Genomic DNA, 22675 nt, shown 5'->3' with positions numbered 1-22675 from the left:
TGCGTCGCGCCGGCTCAGGCCAGCATCTTTCCGAGGCGGGCATTCACGATTTCCTCGGCTTCGGCAACGATCCTATCGATCAGGTCCTTGCACGTCGGCAGGTCGTGGATGAGCCCCTGCACCATTCCCGCCCAGAAGATGCCCTTGGTGAGATCGCCGGACTGGAGCAGTTCCCGGCCCACGGCCCCTGCCACCAGGTGCTTGATGTCGTCGAAGGTCGATTCGGGGCGGGCGGAGATATCGACCACCTCGTCGGAAACGCCATTCTTGCCGACGCGGGCCGTGTTCTTGAACTTGCGGAAGATCAGGTTCGTCCCCCGCTCGTCGTTCTCGATATATTTAGCCTTCACGTTGTCATGGATCGGCGCTTCCTGCGTCGCGCAGAAGCGCGTGCCCATGTTGATGCCCTCGGCGCCCAGCGCCAGAGCGGCAACCAGCCCGCGCCCGTCACCGAAGCCGCCGCTGGCCAGCATCGGGATCTTCACTTTGTCGGCCGCTGAAGGAATCAGGATCAGCCCCGGAATGTCGTCCTCTCCGGGGTGGCCGGCGCATTCGAAACCGTCGATCGATATGATGTCGCAGCCGTGCCGCTCGGCGGACAGGGCATGGCGCACGGCCGTGCACTTGTGGAGCACGGTGATGCCATGCGGCTTCACCATTTCCCAGATCTCGCGCACCTGCTGAGTGCCGGCCGTCTCGACGATCTTGACCCCGCCGTCGATCGCGGCCTGCGCATAGGCCTTGTAATCGGGCGGGAGCAGGGTCGGAAACACCGTGATGTTCACGGCGAACGGCTTGTCGGTCATCGAACGGCAGCGCTCTATCTCTTCCCGCAGCGCCTTGGGGCTGGGCTGGGTCAGCGCGGTGAGCGTGCCCAGGCCGCCGGCGTTGGACACGGCGCTGGCCAGCTCGGCCAGGCCCACGCCCTGCATGCCGCCTTGCACGATCGGATGTTCGATGCCGAGCATCTCGGTGACGCGGGTCTTGAACGCCATTGCTTGCAAACTCCCAGAAACTTCCCTTGCAGTGGTCCTAGGGGGGATCGGCGCGCTTGAGGACACCGAACGCGCCGCCCGCCCCGCAATTCGCGCGGGCGATGCAAAGGCCGTTCCGGATATTGAAAGCCGCCGCGTGATACCCAGATTCCAAAGGCAAACATTTCAAGGAGTTTGGACAAGTGAACGGTTTCAAGACGGCCATGCTGCTGGCGGCGCTCACGGCGCTGTTCATGGGGCTGGGCTACATCTTCGGCGGCAGCGGCGGTGCGATGATCGCGCTGGTCGTCGCGGCGGGGATGAACCTGTTCACGTTCTGGAACGCCGACAGCATCGTCCTGCGCATGCACAATGCCCGCGAAGTGGACGAGCGCAGCGCGCCGGAATTCTACACCCTCGTGGCCGAACTCGCCCGCCGCGCGCGCCTTCCCATGCCGCGCGTCTACCTGGTCGAAAGTTCCAACCCCAATGCCTTCGCCACCGGCCGCGACCCGGAGCACGCCGCCGTCGCGGCGACGACCGGCCTTCTGAACATGCTGGACCGCGAGGAAGTGGCGGCAGTCATGGCGCATGAGCTGGGCCATGTCAGGAACCGCGACACCCTGATCATGACGATGGTGGCGACGATTGCCGGCGCGATCTCGATGATCGCCAACTTCGGCCTGTTCTTCGGGGGCCATCTTGGCGGGGGCGAAAACCGACCTAATCCCATTGCCGCCATCGCGGCCGTGTTCATGGCCCCCTTCGCCGCGATGATCGTGCAGATGGCGATCAGCCGCACCCGCGAATTCGGCGCGGACAAGGCCGGCGCCGAGATCAGCGGCAACCCGCGCGCGCTCGCATCCGCCCTCGCCAAGATCGCGGGCCCGGCGCAGGCGGTTCCCAGCGTGGCTTCGGAGCGCAATCCGGCGGCGGCGCAGCTCTACATCGTGCCCACTTCGGTTTCGGACCTGTTCTCTACCCATCCCGCCACTGAAAAGCGCATCGCGGCGCTGATGGCCATGGAAAGCGCGCCGGCCCGCCGCGCGGCATCCGCGCTCGACCCGGCCCGAAGGTAAGCGACCGACGCGGAGGCCCCTGCCCGCGCCGTTCAAATAGCGCGCCCACGATAGAGCGCGCCATTGCCTGCCCCGCCGACGGTTGTACATTCGTTCAACACGAATGAAGAACAAGCCGAGAGGTGTCGGAGTGCTGAAATCTGTCGACGGCGGACTGCGGTCCGTCCCCTATCCGATCGAGGATCCGGAACGGATTCCGGTCAAGCGCTACTACGATGCCGAATTCTACCAGGCCGAGCTGGACCACCTCTGGCCGCATGTCTGGCAGATGGCCTGCCGGGAAGAGCAGATCCCCGAAATCGGCGACTGGATCGAGTACGAGAACGTCGGCAAGTCCGTCGTCATCGTGCGGACCGCCAGCGGCGTGAAAGCCTTCCACAACGCCTGCCGCCACCGCGGCGTGCCCTTTGCCGGCGGCACCGGCCATGCGCACGGCAATTGCAAGAAGTCGGGCTTCGTCTGCCCGTTCCACGGCTGGCGCTGGAACATGGATGGCGAATCCACCCAGGTCTACGGCAAGCACATGTTCTCGGAGCGGCAGCTTCAGGAGGACGACATCAACCTGGTCCCCTGCCGTGCGGAGACTTTCATCGGCTGCGTCTGGATCAACCATGACGACGACGCGCCTTCCGTGCGCGACTCTTTCGGCCCCCTGGCACCCAATCTGGAAGCCCGCGGCCTGGACAAGATGCGCGCGGAATGGTGCTACGGAGCGGAGCTGCCGGCGAACTGGAAGGTGGCGATGGAAGCCTTCATGGAAGGCTACCATGTGATGCAGACGCATCCGCAGCTCCAGCATGCGGCGCCGATGATGTACGATTCGATGTATCGCAGCCCGCGCGGCCCGGTGCCGATCATGGCCGAACCGCACTTGTCCTATCGCGAGAACCAGGAACTTCAGGTCAAGTCCATGGCTCTGCTCAGCGAAGGCATGGCGGGGATGGTCCACGAAAAGGAAGTGGAAATTGCGCGCGGTCTCATCGGCATCGAAGAAGGCCTGCCGGAAGACCAGAACATGGCGATGTTCCACTGGCTGGGCATCGTCATGCACCAGATTTCCGCGCAGTTGCAGGCCCGTGGAGAGCCGGTGCCCGACCTTTGCACGGTGGCACAGACCCATCCGGTCAAAGCGGTGGAGTTCCTCTTCCCGCATTACTTCCTGCTGCCCTATTTCACCTCGATGTCCGCCTATCGGATCCGCCCAACGGGGCCGGAAAGCTGCTTCTTCGAGATATGGTCGCTGACATATGTCTCCGAGGACGACGACATGGAAACGGTGATGGAGCCCACGGTGCTGCCTTACAACAGCCCCGATTTCCCACCGATTCCGCGGCAGGACTATTCGAACATCCCGATCCAGCAGAAGGGGCTTCATGCCAGCGGCTTCGAGTTCATGCGCCTGTCGCACGAAGTCGAAGGGCTGATCAGCAACTACGAACGGATCATCGACGGCTACCTCAAGGGCGTGCCGCAGGAGCAGCTTGCCAAGGCCATCCACAAGCTGGGCGGCAATTTCGACGGCCCGATCGAAGACCTCGGGTTCTGATCCAGGACCCGCCTTGCCGGACCATCCGGCACGGCGGGCTTTCGGACGTCACTTTGCCGTCTTGGTGCGAAGGCCCGAAGGAATAGGCAGGACTTCCACTTTGCCCGTGGCGACATCGTAGAGGGCGGGCACCACCTTCAGTTCGCCGGACTGGACTTTCGCCTCGATCACGGGCGAGGAATTGATCAGGGTTGCAGCCTGGATCACGGCGTTCTGACGGGTGACGACGCCGGGATCCTGGCTTTGGCTGAGATAGAGCGCGGGCAGGATCGCCGGGAACAGCGCGCTGATCTGGCCGGGGACCTCGGGGTTCTCCATGGCAGCTTTCACCGCCCCGCAGTTCGAATGGCCCATGACCACCACGGCCTTGATGCCGAGCACCGCCACGCCGTATTCCAGGCTGGCGATGATTTCCGGCGTGGTGATATTGCCGGCGATGCGGGTGACGAACAGGCGGCCAATCGGCTCATCGAACACCATCTCCACTGGCACGCGCGAATCGGCACAGGACAGGACGCCGACGATCGGCCACTGCCCTTCCGCCGCGCGGGCCTTGATGATGGCCAGATCCCTGGTGTGGGCCGTGGGCGCTCCCGCAATGAAGCGGGCATTGCCGTCCATGATTTCCTTGAGAGCCTGGTCCGGCGTGACTTGCTCGCCGCCGCCCCCAGGTGCGGCGGACGAGGCGGCCATGGCCGGCGGCGCGGCGGCCAGGCTCAGGGTTCCGACTGCGCTGGCGGCGGCCAGGGCTCCCAGCATCTCCCGGCGCGAGGTCTTGCAGCAGGCGGCTTCGGCGTCAGGCACGGGAAGGCTAGAGGACATCGCGGTCTCCAGTGTGATCCGACTGGAACCTAACATGGCCGCCCCGCCGCGGTGCTTGTTGAAATCGAACGAATTCGGTTCGTTCGGTTTCCGCCTGCTCAGTCTGCCGCAGTTTGGCCGGCCGGGATCTGGTCCAGGCTCTGATCGGCCGGTGTCTGACCCGTAAGCGCCTGCTCAGTCAGGGCGCCGACCAGGGCCTTGACCTTCTTCTGGCGCCACTGCGGCAATGGTGCCACCAACCAGTACCCCCTGCGGCACGGGGTCGTCGTCTGGATCACGTCCCGGTCGTTCTCGCTGATGAGACCGCGCGCGAGCAAGCCGGGAACCCGCGCCCGGCCGAGGCCCGATCGCGCGGCGGCAATGGCCTGACCCGCATCGCTCACCGCAATCGGCGGCTTGGCCTCCTCATTGTCCTGATCGTCCTCGGTGCCCGGTGCAGGGTCGCCCGGCCAGCCGATCCAGTCGCCCTGGCCCACTTCGACCCATTCCGCCGCGCCCAGTGCCGCGCCTTCCAACTCGCCCGGCCCATCGGTCCAGCGCACCGCCAGGTCGAGATTGGCTTCGGTGAAATCGGTCAGTTCGCCGTCGACGATGACATAGCGGACCTGCGGATTATCGGCCCGGAACGCGGCAAGGCGGGGGGCCAGCCAGGCGGCGAAAAATTCGCGCGGTGCGGCGATGGTGTAGACGTGGCTAGACTGGCCCGCCTGCATGGCCTGCACGGCATCCTCGAAATGAAGGAACCCGGTGCGCAGCGCGGCAAGCCCTGCGCCGGCTTCGTCGGTCAGTTCCAGTCCCTTGCTGGTGCGGCGAAACAGCACCACGCCCAGCAGGTCTTCGAGTGCGCGGATCTGCTGGCCGACCGCGGCCGGCGTCACGGCCAGCTCGTCGGCGGCGCGGGTGAACGAAAGGTGGCGTGCCGCTGCATCGAAGACGCGCAGGGCATTGAGGGGCAGGTGCGTGCGCTTCATGGGAGTTCCCTATGCGCTGGTTTTCGCACGGGCAATGAAGAACTGCCGCAACGCCCCCGGCGCTGCGCATCGCCCCCCCGAAAGCCCGTTCCGTCAGCGCGCCGTGGCGGGCGCGGCCAGCGGGAAAAAGGGGATCGCCGCCTCTATCTCAGTGCCGTCGTCGCGCAGGAAGGTGTAGTTGCCTTCCATCGAGCCCTGTGGCGTTGGCAGAGGACAACCGGAGACGTAATCGTGGCTTCGGCCCGGCGCGATGACGGGCTGTTCGCCCACCACGCCTTCGCCATCGACCATGCTGACATCGCCATGACCGTCCGTGATGCGCCAGTGCCGGGTCATGAGCTGGAGCGTCTCATCCGAATCGTTCTCGATGCGAATGTGATAGACCCAGAACCACTTACCCGCCTCGATGCGCGACTGCTCGGGCAGGAAGTTGACGGCGACCCGCACGGTCACCCCATCGGTCATCGCCGTATGTTGGAAGAATTCCTTCATAACATCCGCCAGCCTAACGATGATTTGACGGAACGACAACTGCGCAGCGCGAACCTTGCGCGAGGCATTCGGCTGATGACATGGCGGACAGCCAGATGAAGCGCCGCCCCGGCGGGCAGCGGCGCTTCACGACGAATCAGAGACCGGCCTTGGTCAGCGCCTGGTCGAGATCCTCGATCAGGTCGTCGGCATCCTCCAGCCCGACATTGATGCGTAGCATGCCTTCAGTGACACCCATGGCCTCGCGTCCTTCGGGACCGACGCCGTGGTGCGTGGTCGAGGCCGGGTGGCACATCAGCGAGCGCGAGTCGCCGATATTGTTGGAAATGTCGATCAGTTCGAGCGCGTCCAGCAAGGTATGCGCCTGTTCGCGGCCGCCATCGAGGACGAAGCTGAAGATCGGCCCGCAGGCATCCATCTGCTTCTGCGCAAGAGCCTGCTGCGGGTGGCTGTCGAGCCAGGGATGCAGGATCTTCGGCACGCGGCCGGCGACGAACTGGCCGACCTTGAGGGCGTTCTCGCTCTGCTTCTTGGCGCGCAGATCCAGCGTCTCCAGGCCCTTCAGCACGACCCAGGCGTTGAAGGGCGAAAGGTTCGGCCCGGTGTTGCGCTGGAACGGCAGGAGCTTGTCGTTGATGAATTCTTCGGTGCCGCAGACGGCGCCGGCCAGGACGCGCCCCTGCCCGTCCATCAGCTTGGTCGCCGAATAGGCCACCACGTCGACGCCGAACTCCATCGGCCGCTGCAGGACCGGCGAGCAGAAGGCGTTGTCGACCACGGTGGTGATCCCGTGTGCCTTGGCGATGGCGCAGATGCCTTCGATGTCGGCGATGTCCATGGTCGGATTCGCAGGCGATTCGAAGAAGAACACCTTGGTATTGGGCCGAATCGCCGCTTCCCAGGCCGCCGTGTCGGTGGCGTCAATCACCGTCACCTCGATACCGAAGCGCGGCAGCAGGCTGTCGCCCAGCCAGCGGCACGAACCGAAGGCGGCGCGGGCGGACACCATGTGGTCGCCGGCCGAAAGCTGACAGAGCAGCGCCGTGGTCATGGCCGCCATGCCCGAGGCCTGGGTACGGCAGGCTTCCGCCCCCTCCAGCAGAGCGATGCGCTCTTCCAGCATCTGCACCGTCGGGTTCTGGAGCCGCGAATACGTCATGCCGTCGTCTTCGCCCATGAAGCGGGCGGCCACGGTGGCGGCATCGTCGTAGCTGTAGCCGGAAGTGAGGAACAGCGCTTCGCTGGTCTCCCCCATTTCCGAGCGCCAGGTGCCTCCGCGAATCGCGCGGGTGGCCGGGCGCCAATTGCGGGTCTTCGAGCGGTCCTGTCCGGTAGTGCGTTTCATGGGCCAAGCCTCTAGGATCGCCAAAGGGCCAGCGCAAGCGGCCAGTGCAACCTTAGGCGCGCCGCGGCTTCGGTGGAGCAAGTTTCAGTCAGCCTTGCAGTCCCCTTACTTCGCCCTTATTCCGCCGGTCCGATGCCGAACGCTTCGCGCAATGAGAGAGATCCGATCGGCTGGAGCCTGATCGTGACGGGCCTGTTCCTGGCCCTCGCCCTGTTCCGGCTTGCGGAACCGAACCGCTATTACTTCGACGAGATCCACTACGTCCCGGCTGCGCTCAAGCTGCTGGAACTGATCCCGGCCAATGGCGAGCATCCCATGTTCGCCAAGGAAGTGATCGCCGGCTTCATCTCGATCATCGGCGACCGGCCGATCGCCTGGCGCATCGGCCCGCTGCTGTTCGGCGTGTTCGGCCTGTTCGCCTTCGCGCGCTTCGTCTGGCACTTGTCCGGACGCCGCCGGGCCACGATCACCGCGGCCGTGCTGCTGGCCACCAATTTCATGTGGTTCGTCCAGAGCCGTATCTCCATGCTCGACATGGTCGAGGCCTCGCTGTGCATGATCGCCCTCTGGCAGTTCGCGGCCGCCCTTCATGCGCCGACGAGCGGCGCGGCGCGGGGACGACTGGCAGCGGCAGGCGTAGCGCTCGGGCTTTCGCTCGGGGCCAAGTGGAGCAGCGCTCCGGCGCTGATGGTGCCCGGGCTGTGGTTCCTGGCGCTGCGCGTGCGGGAGAGCGGCTGGAAATTCGTCGGCCGCAAGGGCGCGGGACCCATCCCGGGCATCTCGCTGGCGGAAGCCGCGTTCTGGCTCGGGCTGCTGCCCCTGATGGTCTATTGGGCGACGTACCTTCCGGCGATGTTCTATAGCAGCCGCCCGCTCTCGCCCTGGGGCTTCATCGAGCAGCACCGCCATATGATCGCGCTGCAGGACAGCGTGAAGAAGCTGCACCCCTACCGCAGCCTCTGGTACCAGTGGATGGTCGACTGGCGGCCGATCTGGTACCAGTTCGAGAACATCGACGGCCACCAGCATGGCATCGTGATGCTGGGCAATCCCTTCTCGATGATCTCCGGGCTCTTCGCGCTGGTTTGGGGCGCCTGGGTCTCGCTGTTCCGCGGGCGCCGGGACGTCCTGACGCTGGTGCTGCTCTATGCGGGCACGCTGGGCATCTGGGTGGTCAACGGCAAGCCGATCCAGTTCTACTACCACTATCTGCTCCCCGGAGCCTTCCTCATGGGCATCCTGGCCTTCGCCCTGGACGCCCTGTGGAACCGGCGCAACCGCTGGCGCCACCTGGCCACTGCGACCATGGCGATCTCGGCAGCGATGTTCGTGGGCTTCTACCCCATCATCTCTGGCGCCCCGCTGCCGACCAAGGAATTCTACAACGTCTGGATGTGGTTTCCGAACTGGCGTTGACGGAACGCCGGGCGCCTGTCCCTAGCCAGACGCGGCCAGCTTGCCCAAGTGATCCGCCTGCATGTCGGGCGTAACGACCTCGATCGCGCGTGCGCTCTCCAGCATCAGCTCGATCACGTCCAGGCCGCTCGCACGCCGCCGGTAGCGGGCCGGCCAGCCTTCGCGCCCGGCGATGGCATAGACTTCCGCGATGTCGAGCGATGTCGCCAGGGTCACGCTGCAATGGCCCGCATCCGTGCAGGGATCCTCGCAAGGCACCACAAGCATCTGCGGCGCCGCCTGCGATGCCTCCACGCGCCAACCCGCGCCGCAGCGCACCGACCGGCCGCCGACAAGTTCGGCCAGCACCGCGGCGACCCGGCAGGGGTCGCGGGCGTCTATCGAAACGCGAAAGATCATGCATTGTCCCTCAAGCCGGCTCGGCCCCGGTGCTGGACATGATTGCACGAGTGAACACAAAGCGAATCCGGCGAACGCCCTACAACGACCGACGTAGGGCAAACAAAAACGCGCGCCGGAACCCCGGCGCGCGCTTTTGTCTGTTCGCCGCCGCCATCAGGGCGGCGGGCCAGCTATCGCAGCTGGCTTAGTACTTGCCCCAGACGAACTTCGAGGACAGCGCGAAGTTCCAGACCGCGGCCAGCACGATGCCGGTGACGACCGCCACCACGTCATGAATGCCGATGGTCCTGAGCACAGCAGCCGAACCGACGTTGGTCAGCAGGCCCAGCGAGCAGGCGACGGCGAACTGCGCCCATCCACGCATCAGCGGGCCGAAACCGCGCAGGCGCTTGTCCGAGTACGTCAGTTCGTTGTTCAGCACGAAGTTGAACGTCATGGCCACGATCGCCGCGATCGAGTTCGCGATGTTGAACGTCGCGCTTTCCGACCAGTTGCCGTAGACGAAGCGCTCGGCGAACACGAGGTGGAGCATGATCCACAGCGCGCTGAACTGCACCACCACGCCCAGGGCGCCAACGGTTCCGAACAGGGCGAAACGGGTGGGGATGATGCGCCCCAGCCACTTGTCGTAAAGGCCTACGAGGAATTCGAACACGACGGTCTGGTCCAGCTTGCTTTCGCCTTCCGCACGCGCCGCGAAATGGAGCGGGAACTCCTTCACGCGAAGCGGACGGTCGACAGTTGCGAGAATGTCGAGAAGGATCTTGAAGCCCACGCCCGAGAGACGATGCGCATCGGCGCGCAAGGTCTCGGTGCGAAGCATGAAGAACCCGCTCATCGGATCGGTCAGTTCCACCCCGGTCACCTTGTTGGCGATCCGGTTGGCAAGGCCCGAGGCCTTCACACGGTCGGGACGGCCCCAAGCTTCGGTGCTGGCCCCTTCCGCGAAGCGCGAGGCATAGGCCAGGTCGTACTCGCCCGAGGTCACCGCCTTGAGCATGCCCGGCAGCAGCGCAGGATCGTGCTGGTGGTCGGCATCCATCACGGCAACCACCGGCGCGGCGGTGGAGCACATGCCCTCGATCGCCGCGCTGGCAAGGCCGCGGCGGCCGATGCGCTGGATGCAGCGCACGCGCGGATCCTCCAGCGACAGGCGGCGCGCCTCGTCCGAGGTGCCATCCGGGCTGTTGTCGTCAACGAAGACGGCCTCCCACACCACGCCCTTCAGCGCGGCATCGAGTCGCTCGATCATCGTCGCGATGTTCTTGCGCTCGTTATAGGTAGGCAGGACGATCGCCAGCTCAAGCGGCTTGGCTGCGACGTCGAGCGCCTCTGCGAGATCAGAACGAGTTATGTTCATGCGCCCCGTAATAGGTGGTAATCCTGAATAAACCTTTTTGGTCCGAACGGTAGGCGATCTTACAGCCGTTCGACGACCGCGTCACCGATTTCTCGCGTGCCGGCCGTACCGCCCAGATCGCCGCCCTTGATGCCATCGGCCAGTGTCCTGGCGACGGCAGCCTCGATCCGCGCAGCTTCGGCTTCGAGACCGAAGGAGTGACGCAGCAGCATCGCCGCCGAAAGGATCGTCGCCATCGGATTCGCAAGGCCCTTGCCCGCGATGTCCGGCGCCGAACCGTGGATCGGCTCATAGAGGCCGTACGTGCCCTCGGCAAGGCTGGCCGAAGCCAGCAGGCCGATCGAGCCCACGCACATCGAGGCCTGGTCGGAAAGGATGTCGCCGAAGAGATTGCCGGTGACGATCACGTCGAACTGGCCCGGGTTCTTCACCAGCTGCATCGCCGCATTGTCGACGTACATGTGGGTGAGTTCGACCTCGGGATATTCCTTGGCCACTTCGATCACCACGTCGCGCCAGAGCTGCGAGGTTTCGAGCACATTGGCCTTGTCGACCGAGCAGAGCTTCTTGCCGCGGCCCATCGCCGCTTTGAAGCCGACATGCGCGATGCGGCGCACTTCGTCCTCGGCATAGGACATCATGTCCCAGCCCTGGCGGCGGCCGTCTTCCAGCGTGCGCAGGCCCTTTTCGCCGAAATAGACGTCGCCGTTGAGTTCGCGCACGATCAGCAGGTCGATCTTGCTGGCGACTTCGGGACGCAGCGTGGTCAGGTCCTCAAGGCCTGCGAAAACCTGCGCCGGGCGCAAGTTTGCGAAGAGGCCGAGTTCCTTGCGCAGGCCGAGGATGGCCTGCTCCGGGCGGAGATGGCGTTCGAGATGGTCGCAGGAGAAATCGCCCACGGCCCCGAACAGGATCGCCTTGGCCGAACGCGCGATCTCCAGCGTTTCGGCAGGAAGCGGGTGGCCATGCTTGTAATAGGCCGCGCCGCCGACATCGCCTTCGACAAGCTCAAGACCCGGAAGTTCAAGCTTTTCGAGAACGCGCACTGCCTGCTCGGTGACCTCGGGACCGATCCCGTCTCCTGCAAATACTGCGATGCGCATGTCGTTCTCCGCTTGCTTCTCAGCCATGAATCCGTGCCAGCCGCTCACGCAGCAGGACGCGCGCCCCCATAGCGTCTCCACGCCGATCGGCAAGCGGATAGCGCGAAAGCTCACGGCCGAGGCGGTCGAAAGTGGTGAGTATCGCGCCCCAGTCGTCGTCCTGGGGACGGGCGACAGGTACGCCGTAACCGAGTTCGCGCAGCAGCAGGACCTCGTAGGAAAGCAGCGGCAGCGCCCAGCCCCTGGCCGAGGGCGCCACGCAGATCGCCTCCAGAAGCGCGCAGAGCGCGTCGTAAAGCGCGGGGTAGGGTTGGCGCTCCGGCAGCGCCATGGCGGTCAGCGCCGTCACCCAGGAGATCGCGGCGGCGGGAAGCGGCTCGCTGAGCCAGGGCCCGCGGCTGGTGACGAGTTCGATGCGGGCGAAGGGAAGCTGGCTATCGCTTTTCGCGCGCAGATCCGCCTCCACGGCATTGCCGGGGATCAGCACCGGCCGCAGCTCGCGCCCCCGGCCTCCTGCCACATAGGCAGCGACGATCCCGGCTTCGGACGTCAGCATCCGGGCGATGACCGCCGTCTCGCCGTGAGGGCGGGCAGCGCAGACGATGGCGGGTGCTCGAAGCTGCATGGCTCGCCGCTAGCGGCAGCGCGGTGCGGACACCACAAGCGCCGCACGCCCAATGCAAAACGCGGAGGAAATTCCCCCGCGCTTCATGCCTGTTTCCAGGCCCGTTTCCAGAATGGCGTCACCCAGGCCTTTTACTGGCCCGACTTGCCTTCGAGCGCGTCGATGCGCGCCTTGAGCGTTTCCACTTCGCCGCGCGCGGTGGCGGCGAGTTCCTTCACGGCCTCGAACTCCTCACGCGTGACATAGTCCATGTCGCCCATGAGTTCCTTGAAGCGCTCGCGCGCGCTGTCGCGGGCTTCGCGGCCGACGCCTGCGAGCGTGCCGGCAGCACTGTTCATCATCTTGACGAAATCGGCGACGAAGGGGTTTTCGCTTTGCATGGCGCCTATTTGGTATTTTGCGCGGAGGCGCGCAAGAGCTTCCGGCGAATTTCCAGACCGTTCAGATCTCGAAACGCTCGACTGCGCGTGGCCCTTCCGCACCGTCGAGCGCGGGATTGGCCTGGAGGAAGGCGTAGTTGAGATAAGTCGCGAAGCAGATCCAGGCGAGGTAAGGCACGAGCAGCAGTGCCGCGCCTGGCCGGATTCGCGCGAAAAGGACGATCGTCACCAGGACGGCCAGGTCGAGCAGGCCGATCACGATCAGGCCGGCCGTCATTCGGTGCGCGCCGAAGAAAACGGGGCTCCAGGCGAGATTGAGCGCGAACTGCACGGCGAAGGCGACCACCGCCAGTCCCCGCCCATGCGCCCCGCGCGCCGCGCAGATCATCGCAAGGGCCAAGCCCATCAGCACGTAGAGCACGGTCCAGACGATCGGGAACGTGATCGGGGGCGGGTAGATGCCGGGCTTCACCAGGGCGTCGAACCAGGGATTGCCCGGCCCGCTCTGCGCCACGCGGCCGGAAACGAAGCCCAGCAGCACGACCAGAGGAACGAGCACGAGCGCCCAGCGCAGCAGGCTGGCGCGCAACTGGCCGGACGAGGCAATCAGGTTCATTCCCTTAACAACTCCCGAATCAGGATAAACCACGAAGATGCGCGGGTTGTGTAACGAGCTTGCCGCCGGTGCAATCGCTCGCCGCCGGGAAAATCATCCCCGCAGTGCCGAAACGAGAAACTCGACGTTGCCTTCCGGCCCCTTGATCGGGCTTTCGACGATGCCCTGGATCACCCAGTCATCGGCCTCCAGCCATTCGCGGACTTCGGCGCAGACCCGCTCATGAAGCGCCGGTTCGCGCACCACGCCGCCCTTCCCCACTTCGCCGCGGCCCACTTCGAACTGCGGCTTGATAAGGGCGACCAGACGGCATTCGCGCGCCGCCAGGCGAAGCGGGACTTCCAGCACTTTGGACAGACCGATGAAGCTGGCGTCGCAGACCACCCAGTTGCACGGCGCGTCGATCTGCTCGGGGGTCAGGATTCGCGCGCTGGTCTGCTCCAGTACGGTGACGCGCGGATCCTGACGCAGCTTCCAGGCGAGCTGGTTAGTGCCCGAATCCACGGCAAACACGCGTTCGGCGCCGTGAGTCAGCAGCACATCGGTGAAGCCGCCGGTCGAACTGCCGATGTCCATGGCAACCGCGCCGGTGGGGTCGAGATCGAAATGCTCGATGGCATGCGCCAGCTTGATTCCGCCGCGCGAAACCCAGGGATGGTCGCGCCCGCGCACTTCCAGCGGGGCGTCGGCCTTCAAGCTCTGGCCCGGCTTGGCCACCTTGGTTTCGCCGGTGAAGACCAGCCCTGCCAGCACCAGCGCCTGCGCCCGGGTGCGGCTCTCCGCCAGGCCGCGATCCACCAGCATCTGATCGACGCGGGACTTGGCTATGCGGGGCGCTGGGCGAGTCGCTTGGCGCGGCGCGGCGCCTGCTTTCTTATCGACGGGGCGGGGTTCGGACGGGTCAGTCATGGCTTTGCACACTTGAGATGAGCCGCGCCTCATTCCATACCGGGGGAATGAAGGCAAATCCGCGCCGGCGCACCGACGCCCTTTCGTTCTCCCGCAAGTTGCCCCGCAAGGTGCTGACAGCCGCTTCGCTGACCGCGCTGGTGCTTGTCGCAGCTTGCGTTCCGGCAGCCAAGCCCCCCGTTCAGGCCCCGCGCCCGGCACCGACGCCGGCCGCCCCGCCGCCACCGGCCCCGCCGCCGCCACCCGCCGACTGGCGCGATTCTCCCGCAACGCCGGGCGACTGGCGCATCACCAGCCCGGGAATAGCCAGCTTTGCCGACGGCATTTTCGGCATCCGCTGCAATCGCGCCTCCTCCACCATATCCCTGTTCCGCAGCGGCACTTCGGCCGGCCCCGTTTCCCTTTCGATCACCACATCCGACACGACTCGCGCCGTTGCCGCCCATCCCGTCAGTGGCGGGGTCCAGGTCGACTTGCCCGCGCGCGACCGGCTGCTCGATTCGATGGCCTTCAGCCGCGGCCGTTTCGCGGTCCAGGCGCAGGGCATGCAGCCGCTCTACATTCCAAGCTGGACGGAAATTTCCAGGGTCATCGAAGACTGCCGCTGACCGCCGGATTCGGCCATCCCGTGTCGAAGCGCGTCCTTCGGCACGGTACGGCCGCGCGGCTTGCCGCGCAGGAACCAGACTTGTGCGCACAAGTGACCGGGAATCATCCGACCACTGAGGCAGGAATTTCTCGCGATTCGACGAGGTTTTGCGGCGATTTCAGAAGGTTGCAGGCCGCAGTTTTCAGCCCCCAGAAACGGCCCTTCGGCAGGGCATCCAGGCTGGGGAAAACTAGCCCGAAGCCTCGATAATGACCGCAAAAAAGATGATTGCAAGGCTTGTTGTGCGCTGCGGAATCGGACACAAATTTCACAGGACGGCGGGACCTGGGAAACGCGCCCGGGAGTTACTGAAGTCCAGCTGCCTCGGTGCAAGATCCAAGGTGGCAACCCTGGCTTAACAGCGCGAAAGGAGGTGATCCGATGTCTCATGGTTCAGCAGAGAGGTCGGCAATTTCCGTCGCGAGGCATTATCGCTAAATCTTGATGAAGCGATAAAGGCTTTCGCTGGCGGCACTTCCCGGCCGCTGACCATGCGAAGGGCCGCACCGGGCAACCGGGGCGGCCCTTCTCATTTGAACGTCTGCCAGCCACACGACTGCCAGCAACATCCCGCCGCGGATCGTAAGCTCGGCATCGCTCTCCTGGCTCAGACTTGACTGGCCTGAATGCCAAAAAGCGAATTTCCCGCTGGCCCTCCAGCGTTTCCCGAAGCTAAGGCAGAGACACGGTAAGTCTGGACGTCCATCGGACACCCGGACTTTCGCGCTTTACCGCTTTCCCCGGGCAGTAAAGCGCCTTGCACGCGTATCAAAATTACTTTTCGGTTGCCTTGAGCGTAATTTTCGTTCAACGCGCTCCGGAAACGCACACAAGAGGACTAGTTCGATGGCGACCCTCGCCGATGCCGGCCTGACTTTCACCACCCTGCCCCACCCTTCGCCCGCCAGCGCGGAGCAACGTGAGGCCGTGCTTGCCAACCCCGGATTCGGCACGAACTTCTCCGACCACATGGTGACCGTGGAGTGGACCGAAGGCCAGGGCTGGCACGATGCCGTCGTCGGACCGCGCCAGCCGATCGCGCTCGATCCGGCCGCTTCGGTGCTGCACTACGCCCAGGAAATCTTCGAGGGCCTCAAGGCCTACGTCCAGGCCGACGGATCAGTCGCGCTGTTCCGCCCCGAAGCGAACGCCGCCCGCTTCAATCAGTCGGCCCAGCGACTCGCGATGCCGGAACTTCCCGAAGCGCTGTTCGTCGAGGCGATCGAACGCCTCGTGAAGATCGACCGCGCGTGGATCCCGGCCGGCGAAGGCGCCTCGCTCTACTTGCGTCCGTTCATGATCGCTACCGAGGCCTTCCTCGGCGTGCGCCCGGCCAAGCAGTACAAGTTCATCGTGATCGCCAGCCCGGCGGGCAACTACTTCAAGTCCGGCGCTCCGGCCGTCTCGATCTGGGTTTCCGACTACACCCGCGCGGCCCCCGGCGGCACGGGCGCGGCCAAGTGCGGCGGCAACTACGCCGCCAGCCTGGTGCCCCAGGCCGAAGCCATCTCGCGCGGCCACGACCAGGTCGTCTTCCTTGACGCCGCCGAGCACAAGTGGATCGAAGAGCTGGGCGGCATGAACCTCTATTTCGTGTTCGAGGACGGCACGCTGCTCACCCCGGCTCTCACCGGCACGATCCTCCCCGGGATCACCCGCGACAGCCTGCTCCAGCTTGCGCGCGAGGAAGGCCTCAAGGTCGAGGAAGGCAAGTACAGCCTCGACCAGTGGCGCGATGATGCCAATTCCGGCAAGCTGATCGAAACCTTCGCCTGCGGCACGGCAGCCGTGGTCACCTCGGTCGGCAAGGTTTCGGGCCGCGACGGTGAATTCACCATCGGCTCGGGCGGCCCCGGCCAGCTCACGGCCAAGCTGAAGTACCGCCTCGTGTCGATCCAGCGCGGCGAAGCTGCCGATACTCACGGCTGGATCCGCAAGGTTTCCTGATCGCCGCCATCTGACGGCCGATAATTCGGGAGTCCGGGGGTTAGCCTCCGGACTCCGCTTTCCACACCCCGCCGATTTCGCCTGCCCTCAGCGGCCCGGCGTCACCCCGATACGCCGCAGCATGGCGATCTGCGTCCGGGTCAGCCGCTCGATCGTTTCGTCCAGCGAGAGATCGGGCCGCACGCTGTTGCGATAGACCCGCGGTCCGATCATCGCCCAGGTCAGCAGGAACGTGGCGAAAGCCTCGGCATCCAGGTCCTCATCGTCGCTGAACTCGCCGCGCAAGCCTTCGACAAGCGCCTCCCAATGCGGATAGCGTTCCCCCGCCCGCCCGGGCGCCAGGAATTCCTCGGTCCAGAGCGCGATCACTTCCGGTTTTTCGATCACGAAGCGGGTGATGAAGCGCGTGCGGTTTTCCATGGTGTCCGAAGGCGCGAAAGCCGCGGCCAACTGGTTGGCCGACCACGCCCGCACCGCCGTGAGCAGAGCCTCGCGGCTTTCGAAATGATAATAGACGGTCGTGCGGTTCACACCCGCCTCGCGCGCCACTTCCGACAGCGACAGCGCCTCCGTGCCCTTTTCCGACATGAGACGGATCGCCGTATCGATCAGCAGCGCGTGGGTTTCCTCGAAGCCCTTGTTGCGGCGACGCGTGGGCTGACGCCTGCCCAATGGAGCTGCCGGCGCGTCGATCGTCTTGCTCATTCGCTTCCTGCCTGTCTTCCCGGCGCGACCGGATAAGGCCGCAATATCACTCTAGGCAATTGATTTAAAATGACATTCGCGAAAAGTCGAGGTCTCTTCCGGTGAATATGTCGCCTGCTGCCCATTACCGAAGCGAATTGACCGGCGGCCTTGTCGTGCCTTGGGGCGCTTCCTAGATGTGCGCCCGACACATCAAGGAGTTGCTCATGGCCGACCTTACCTACACGCCGCCCGCTGTCTGGACCTGGGACAAGGGCAATGGCGGGGAATGGGCCAGCATCAACCGGCCCATCTCCGGCGCCACGCATGAGAAGGACCTGCCACGCGGTGAGCATCCGCTGCAACTCTACTCGCTGGGTACTCCCAATGGGCAGAAGGTCACGATCATGCTGGAAGAATTGCTGGCAGCAGGCGTGGCCGAGGCGGAGTACGACGCCTGGCTGATCGACATCGGCGAAGGCGACCAGTTCGGTTCGGGCTTCGTGTCGGTCAATCCGAACTCGAAGATTCCCGCTCTTCTGGATTGCTCGGGCGCATCGCCGGTCCGCGTGTTCGAATCGGGTGCGATCCTGCTCTACCTCGCGGAAAAGTTCGGGAAGTTCGTGCCGGCCGCTTATCCCGAGCGCGCAGAGTGTCTGTCCTGGCTGATGTGGCAGATGTCCACGGCTCCGCTGATCGGCGGCGGCTTCGGGCACTTCTATGCCTATGCCCCGGAGAAATACGAATATCCGATCAATCGCTATGCCATGGAAACCAAGCGCCTGTTCGACGTGGCCGACAAGCGCCTCGGCGAAACGCGATACCTGGCGGGCGATAGCTACACCATCGCCGATATCGCCGCTTATGGCTGGTTCGGCAGCTTCGTGCGAGGCGATGCCTATGGCGATGCGGCGCGCTTCCTGGACGTTCCGAGCTATACCAACCTGGTGCGCTGGGGCGAGGAAGTGGGCGCCCGCGAGGCGGTCCAGCGCGGCCGCATCGTCAATCGCAAGGGCGACGGCTTCGTCCGCGAACGCCACAGTGCCGCGGATATCGACACCGTGCTGAAGGGCTGATCGCTTCCCCATAAAGCCGGCGCGGGAAAAGTGCTCGATAAGGGCTTTTCAGCGCCGGCTTTAGCCGCTAAGCGCGCAATCCCTGCTGGGGCGTCGCCAAGTGGTAAGGCACCGGTTTTTGGTACCGGCATTCGCAGGTTCGAATCCTGCCGCCCCAGCCAGTATTTTGACCCATTTCGACCAACAAGGTCTCAGAGGATCTCAGAAGCAGCAAACTGGACCAGGCAGGTTTTGGATCCGCGACGGCAAGGCCGGAGTGTCGATCATGCTGCCCTATCAATTGCTCACCGCCCTGGCCCCTCGGTCGAAGCCTATCCATCAATCTCCCTCGTAGCATTCCGTTTGGGACAGCCTCCGGTCACACAGTGGCCGGAGGCTCGACGGGGTCACTTTTGCACGGGCAGCTTCGCGAGTTCTGCGTCGATCTTTCCTAGGACTTCATCCGTGACGGTGTCGGATGAGTACGATTGAATCTGCTTCAGCGTCATACCCCGCGCCATCTCGATTTGTGGGTTACTCACAAGATCCGGGAGATACTTCGTGACAATGGCCTTGGTCGTGGGATTGTCTAGCAAGGTCCCGATAGAGGTCGTTGAAGTCGACAAGGCTGCTGCCGGAGCGGAGGCAGCTGCGGGCTCCGCCGCGTTGACCGATAGCGGCGCCGTGATGGCAGCCGCAAACGTTGCGGCGAGTAGAAATTTACGAAGCATATTGGCAGTCCTCTCTTCAGTGATTTTGCACTTTGCTGCTTCGAACGTCCCTTTGACCCTTTGAGGGCTGCCAGGGTCGGCCGGCAGTGCTTGCGTTGACCAGCGATCTTGCGTCACACACGACGGGATGGCCGAGAACAGCAAACCGAATCGCAAGTTGAGCGACACAGCATCGCATAAAGCCGGGCCGCTGGCATCATCAAGATCCACGCATGCCCGCGCCGTGCGATCGGGCAAGGCGCTGCAGGAAGCCATGCTGGCATTGCTCCAGCGCAAGCCCTTCGATCAGATCACCGTTCGCGACATCTGCGCTGAAGCCAAGGTCCATTACGCCACGTTCTTTCGCCATCATGAGACCAAGGAAGCACTGCTCAGCGCCATTGCGAAAGACGAGATCGCGCATCTCAACCGATTGACGCTCTCCATCCGCGATGCCGAAAGCTACGAGGCCGGGTTTCAAGCCTTGTGCGGCTACGTTGCCGACCACCGCGCGCTCTGGGCCATCCTCCTCAACGGCGGAGCCGGCGGTGCCATGCGCGAGGAATGGCTTCGCGTATCCATGGTCGTGGCAAAAGAGGAACAGCCCATCAACGCCTGGCTCCCTACCGAGCTTGGAACGATCTGCGCTGCCTCGCTTATCGCCGAAACGCTTGCCTGGTGGGTTGGCCAACCCGAAGATGCCTACAGCGTCTCTGAAATCGCCAAGATCCTCTACAGGCTCCTTTCGACTTCGATCATGGCGCCCGATTGAGGCATACATCGATCCCAGGATCGGTGCTCGGTTCCCAGGCTTGTTGCTCAAGGTGACGGTGCTTTTCAGAGACCAAATCTCGAAGATCGATCGCGGATCCTCCCTGCCCGGCATCGTTTCTAGTCGGAGGCGTCACTCCCAAGCGAGAGCGACACAATCCGAAGTCGAAAGGGCCGGGGCCAGAAACCCAAAGCCCTTCCGCTCGGAAATCATTTAACGCGAGCCGATTGCTGCGCGGAAAGTCACCCCGAATTCGCGAGGAGCGGTAACCGAAACACCCGCATAGCGGCTGGAGTAAACCGTCGATCCGATACCCGATACGCTGAAGGTCGGCGGCCTTAGAAAGACGTCGGTGACGGAGGTGAACTGGGCGCGGTCATCCTGACTGATGAGCTTCGTCGTATCGAATATGTTCTTGGCGTAGACAGACACTTCCCAGGCCCCGTCCTGCGATCGCAGACCGCCGAACAGGTTCAACAGGCCGTAAGCCTTGACGTCGTCGAACGCGTTGTTCGGGTCCGTCTTGGATTTACCCTTCCAACTGAACAGTCCTCGCAAATAACCATCCATCTTGTTGGCGACCGGCAAAGTATACTCGGCCCTTAATACACCCGACCACTCGGGCTGGAAGGTTGCCGACTGACCGCCACCCGGGCACTGCGCCACGCGTTCGCCGCTGTAAGCCTGCTGCATTTGCGCCAGGGTAGGCGTAACAGTATCGGGAATGCCGTCAGAGCCTACAGCGCCGGTCTGGTTGTCGAGCGCATCCGTGCAGGCCAGCAGAGCATTGCCGATCCGGCTGCGAGCGAAGTTGAGAGTTGCACCAAGATTCCAGCGCGGCGTTGGCGTGAATGCCAGTTCGGCCTCGATCCCGTTCACCTTGATCGGAACCGCGCTAACGAAATTGAAGTTGCCGATCGTCGGGGCGCCCGCCGAGTTGATGTCGATATAGGCAATACCGGCACCGCCCGCTCGATAGGGGTAATTCTTGTAGTTCTGGTGATAGGCGGTCAGGTTGAACTGCAACCGGCGGTCGAACCAGTCCGATTTCAAGCCGACCTCGTAGGACTTCGAGCTTTCCGAAGGCAGCGAGATATGCGCGACTTCGTTCGCCGTGTATTCGGCATGCGTGAAGTCGCCGATGGCCACAACCGGTGGGCGCCACGAGCTGCCGGTCGAGGCATAGACCATGAGCCCCGGCGTGAAACGATGCTTGATGCTTGCGCTGTAGATCGTGGTGTTCTCGCTGACGTCCGATTCCGTACCGTTCTGGCGCGTGCAACCGCCGGCGGCATACATGTCGGGCGTGCAGCTGATGAACAGGCCGTCTCGGTTATCCGTGAAATGGATCCGCCGCAGTCCGCCTGAAAGCTCGGTGGATTCGGTGAGATGGAATGTCAGGTTACCGAAGAACGAGTCTTCCTTGGGCGTCCCCTTTGCAATGTAGATCGGCGTGTCGGTCACGCTTGGGGCGGCGATGGGAATACCGAGGCCGGCCAGTCGAAGCTGAGTGATACTGAGATCGTGGAGGTTGGTCTGCGAAGGTACCTGATAGTGGAAGTATCCGACGACGTAGTCGAACAGCCCGGCTACCCGGTCGGGGTTCTGCAAGCGCACCTCATGGCTGCTTGTCGTTCCCTTGGTGTCCGCAATCTGCGCAATTTCGAGATCCGGGAAGAAATTCGCAAGATCACGGACGCCATAGCTGTAATACTTCTGGGAAGTAGCCGAGCCGACGTAAATGAGACGCTGCCCCAATACGTCGACTTCCGCATTCCAGTTGTAGAACTGGAACTTCTGCTGGGTTGTACTCGGGCGGGACTGAACCGACAGCCTGTCGCTCAAGCCGATATTGCCATAGTCGGGTGCACCGGTCGTCGGCACATAGTCGGGATCGTACGCGCTGACGGATCGCACCTGGTCAAAGCGCGTGCCGTCAGTCTGCATCGCTTCGTACAGGAAGCCCAGGCGAAGCCACTGCGTCGGTTCGAAGCGGACAGCCGCCCGAATTGCATTGGTCTCGCTGCGAGGCTTCTCATCACTATTCAGGCTGGTCACGCGGTTGCCGCGATCCTTGCTGTGAATGCCTGCCACGCGCACGCCCAGCACATCCGAGATGACAGGAATGTTCAGGGCGCCATTGAAATTAGCCGCCCCAGCCGAACCGAGCGTTCCGGCAAGATAGCCACCCGCTTCGACCAGGTCGGGCGCACGCGTGGTTACGGTGACTGAACCGGATGGCGTCGACCGGCCGCGCAACGTGCCCTGCGGCCCCCGCAGCACTTCGATCTGCCCTACATCGTACATCGTCTGCATGACGAAATTCGACGGTACCGGCGCATCGTTGCGATAATACTGAATCGTGCCGTTTTCGGCGCTCACATTCACGTCGTGATTGACGCCGCGAAGTGATGAGGAAGTCCCGATGCCGTTGGCGTTGGGCGTCAGTTGAAGACCCGGAACGACCGAACTGATCTCGGTGAAATTGCGGATGTTCAACTTGGAAATCGCCTCCGAGGTGACGGCATTCACAACCAGTGGCACATCCTGCAGGCTTTCATCACGGCGACGGGCTTGAACGATGATTTCGTTTGCCACTGATGCGTCGGTGGCGTCAGGCGGTGCGGCCGCTTGGTCCTGCCGAGCGATCGCCGGCACGGCCATAGCCAGCGTGCTCGCTCCCACGAGCGTCAGCGCCATTTTCCTACGCATCGAATCCCCTTCCCTATCGATTTTTTTATTCTGATTTTTGTGCGCCACACTATCGCATTGGTCAATCCATTTGCTGGATTCGGATCATCCGTTCGCTCTGGCGAAG

The 22675-nt window shown here is 63.9% G+C and carries 22 protein-coding genes and 1 tRNA gene; 8 read left to right on the top strand and 15 right to left on the bottom strand.

Annotation, left to right across the window (positions count from 1 at the left end; translation table 11 throughout):
- Nucleotides 1–14: 14 nt before the first annotated feature.
- The gene (locus AC1VV3_RS01300) at nucleotides 15–995 is read right to left on the bottom strand and encodes an NAD(P)H-dependent flavin oxidoreductase (RefSeq protein WP_132262379.1); all 981 of its coding nucleotides are present in this window, start codon (nucleotides 993–995) and stop codon (nucleotides 15–17) included.
- Between the two features lie 182 nt (nucleotides 996–1177).
- Between AC1VV3_RS01300 and htpX the strand changes: the two genes are divergently transcribed.
- Together htpX and AC1VV3_RS01290 are read left to right on the top strand one after the other, a co-directional pair.
- On the top strand, nucleotides 1178–2053 hold the full coding sequence (htpX, locus tag AC1VV3_RS01295) for a zinc metalloprotease HtpX (protein WP_431566552.1): 876 nt from the start codon (nucleotides 1178–1180) through the stop codon (nucleotides 2051–2053).
- A gap of 130 nt (nucleotides 2054–2183) precedes the next feature.
- On the top strand, nucleotides 2184–3599 hold the full coding sequence (locus tag AC1VV3_RS01290) for an aromatic ring-hydroxylating oxygenase subunit alpha (protein ID WP_243654048.1): 1416 nt from the start codon (nucleotides 2184–2186) through the stop codon (nucleotides 3597–3599).
- Between the two features lie 48 nt (nucleotides 3600–3647).
- On the opposite strand, the gene AC1VV3_RS01285 is transcribed toward AC1VV3_RS01290, so the two are convergent.
- The 4 genes from AC1VV3_RS01285 to AC1VV3_RS01270 all read right to left on the bottom strand — a co-directional run bounded on the left by AC1VV3_RS01285 (nucleotide 3648) and on the right by AC1VV3_RS01270 (nucleotide 7229).
- Complete coding sequence (locus AC1VV3_RS01285; RefSeq protein ID WP_431566551.1) at nucleotides 3648–4421, bottom strand: carbonic anhydrase; 774 nt, start codon at nucleotides 4419–4421, stop codon at nucleotides 3648–3650.
- 98 nt (nucleotides 4422–4519) lie between these two features.
- On the bottom strand, nucleotides 4520–5392 hold the full coding sequence (locus tag AC1VV3_RS01280) for a LysR family transcriptional regulator (protein ID WP_431566550.1): 873 nt from the start codon (nucleotides 5390–5392) through the stop codon (nucleotides 4520–4522).
- Between the two features lie 93 nt (nucleotides 5393–5485).
- Nucleotides 5486–5884 carry a Co2+/Mg2+ efflux protein ApaG gene (gene apaG, locus AC1VV3_RS01275; protein ID WP_132262370.1) on the bottom strand — a complete coding sequence of 133 codons (399 nt, stop codon included), beginning with the start codon at nucleotides 5882–5884 and terminating at the stop codon, nucleotides 5486–5488.
- Nucleotides 5885–6020: 136 nt separating this feature from the next.
- Nucleotides 6021–7229, bottom strand: coding sequence for a trans-sulfuration enzyme family protein (locus AC1VV3_RS01270; RefSeq protein WP_314468095.1), 1209 nt, complete (start codon nucleotides 7227–7229; stop codon nucleotides 6021–6023).
- A 132-nt stretch (nucleotides 7230–7361) separates the two neighbouring features.
- Here AC1VV3_RS01270 and AC1VV3_RS01265 point away from each other — a divergent pair, with 132 nt between their 5' ends.
- Entirely contained in the window at nucleotides 7362–8645 is a 1284-nt protein-coding gene (locus tag AC1VV3_RS01265; RefSeq protein WP_431566549.1) for a phospholipid carrier-dependent glycosyltransferase, read from the top strand.
- 21 nt (nucleotides 8646–8666) lie between these two features.
- On the opposite strand, the gene AC1VV3_RS01260 is transcribed toward AC1VV3_RS01265, so the two are convergent.
- From AC1VV3_RS01260 to AC1VV3_RS01230, 7 genes are all read right to left on the bottom strand, one after another.
- Entirely contained in the window at nucleotides 8667–9044 is a 378-nt protein-coding gene (locus AC1VV3_RS01260) for a hypothetical protein (RefSeq protein ID WP_431566548.1), read from the bottom strand.
- A 187-nt stretch (nucleotides 9045–9231) separates the two neighbouring features.
- Nucleotides 9232–10407: a glycosyltransferase gene (locus tag AC1VV3_RS01255; protein WP_132262362.1), complete on the bottom strand. Its 1176-nt coding sequence runs from the start codon at nucleotides 10405–10407 to the stop codon at nucleotides 9232–9234.
- Nucleotides 10408–10466: 59 nt separating this feature from the next.
- On the bottom strand, nucleotides 10467–11510 hold the full coding sequence (gene leuB / locus AC1VV3_RS01250) for a 3-isopropylmalate dehydrogenase (protein ID WP_132264056.1): 1044 nt from the start codon (nucleotides 11508–11510) through the stop codon (nucleotides 10467–10469).
- Between the two features lie 19 nt (nucleotides 11511–11529).
- The gene (gene recO, locus AC1VV3_RS01245) at nucleotides 11530–12135 is read right to left on the bottom strand and encodes a DNA repair protein RecO (RefSeq protein WP_132262360.1); all 606 of its coding nucleotides are present in this window, start codon (nucleotides 12133–12135) and stop codon (nucleotides 11530–11532) included.
- A gap of 131 nt (nucleotides 12136–12266) precedes the next feature.
- Nucleotides 12267–12515: an accessory factor UbiK family protein gene (locus AC1VV3_RS01240; RefSeq protein ID WP_134092760.1), complete on the bottom strand. Its 249-nt coding sequence runs from the start codon at nucleotides 12513–12515 to the stop codon at nucleotides 12267–12269.
- Nucleotides 12516–12576: 61 nt separating this feature from the next.
- Nucleotides 12577–13131, bottom strand: coding sequence for a TspO/MBR family protein (locus AC1VV3_RS01235; protein ID WP_431566547.1), 555 nt, complete (start codon nucleotides 13129–13131; stop codon nucleotides 12577–12579).
- Between the two features lie 93 nt (nucleotides 13132–13224).
- Nucleotides 13225–14040 carry a TlyA family RNA methyltransferase gene (locus tag AC1VV3_RS01230; RefSeq protein WP_132262354.1) on the bottom strand — a complete coding sequence of 272 codons (816 nt, stop codon included), beginning with the start codon at nucleotides 14038–14040 and terminating at the stop codon, nucleotides 13225–13227.
- Nucleotides 14041–14087: 47 nt separating this feature from the next.
- Between AC1VV3_RS01230 and AC1VV3_RS01225 the strand changes: the two genes are divergently transcribed.
- Nucleotides 14088–14648: a hypothetical protein gene (locus AC1VV3_RS01225; protein WP_134092759.1), complete on the top strand. Its 561-nt coding sequence runs from the start codon at nucleotides 14088–14090 to the stop codon at nucleotides 14646–14648.
- A gap of 887 nt (nucleotides 14649–15535) precedes the next feature.
- Nucleotides 15536–16636: a branched-chain amino acid aminotransferase gene (locus AC1VV3_RS01220; protein WP_431566546.1), complete on the top strand. Its 1101-nt coding sequence runs from the start codon at nucleotides 15536–15538 to the stop codon at nucleotides 16634–16636.
- An 87-nt stretch (nucleotides 16637–16723) separates the two neighbouring features.
- Here the strand turns inward: AC1VV3_RS01220 and AC1VV3_RS01215 are convergent, their stop codons facing one another.
- Nucleotides 16724–17341, bottom strand: coding sequence for a TetR/AcrR family transcriptional regulator (locus AC1VV3_RS01215; RefSeq protein WP_431566545.1), 618 nt, complete (start codon nucleotides 17339–17341; stop codon nucleotides 16724–16726).
- A gap of 206 nt (nucleotides 17342–17547) precedes the next feature.
- Here AC1VV3_RS01215 and yghU point away from each other — a divergent pair, with 206 nt between their 5' ends.
- Both yghU and AC1VV3_RS01205 read left to right on the top strand, forming a co-directional pair.
- Nucleotides 17548–18396: a glutathione-dependent disulfide-bond oxidoreductase gene (yghU, locus tag AC1VV3_RS01210; RefSeq protein WP_314468108.1), complete on the top strand. Its 849-nt coding sequence runs from the start codon at nucleotides 17548–17550 to the stop codon at nucleotides 18394–18396.
- 86 nt (nucleotides 18397–18482) lie between these two features.
- Nucleotides 18483–18557: transfer RNA gene (locus tag AC1VV3_RS01205), tRNA-Gln, on the top strand.
- Nucleotides 18558–18782: 225 nt separating this feature from the next.
- Here AC1VV3_RS01205 and AC1VV3_RS01200 read toward each other — a convergent pair.
- Nucleotides 18783–19316, bottom strand: a complete 534-nt coding sequence (locus AC1VV3_RS01200) for a hypothetical protein (protein ID WP_431566544.1) — start codon at nucleotides 19314–19316, stop codon at nucleotides 18783–18785.
- Nucleotides 19317–19329: 13 nt separating this feature from the next.
- Between AC1VV3_RS01200 and AC1VV3_RS01195 the strand changes: the two genes are divergently transcribed.
- A complete protein-coding gene (locus AC1VV3_RS01195) occupies nucleotides 19330–19857 on the top strand; it encodes a TetR/AcrR family transcriptional regulator (protein WP_465128075.1) in 528 nt (175 codons plus the stop codon).
- Nucleotides 19858–20070: 213 nt separating this feature from the next.
- Here AC1VV3_RS01195 and AC1VV3_RS01190 read toward each other — a convergent pair whose 3' ends face one another.
- The gene (locus AC1VV3_RS01190; protein WP_482961937.1) at nucleotides 20071–22557 is read right to left on the bottom strand and encodes a TonB-dependent receptor; all 2487 of its coding nucleotides are present in this window, start codon (nucleotides 22555–22557) and stop codon (nucleotides 20071–20073) included.
- Nucleotides 22558–22675: the final 118 nt, after the last annotated feature.

Source organism: Novosphingobium sp. BL-S-34 (assembly GCF_056857015.1).
The sequence above is the reverse complement of the archived record's forward strand: the minus strand, read 5'-3'. Positions and strand labels throughout refer to the sequence as shown.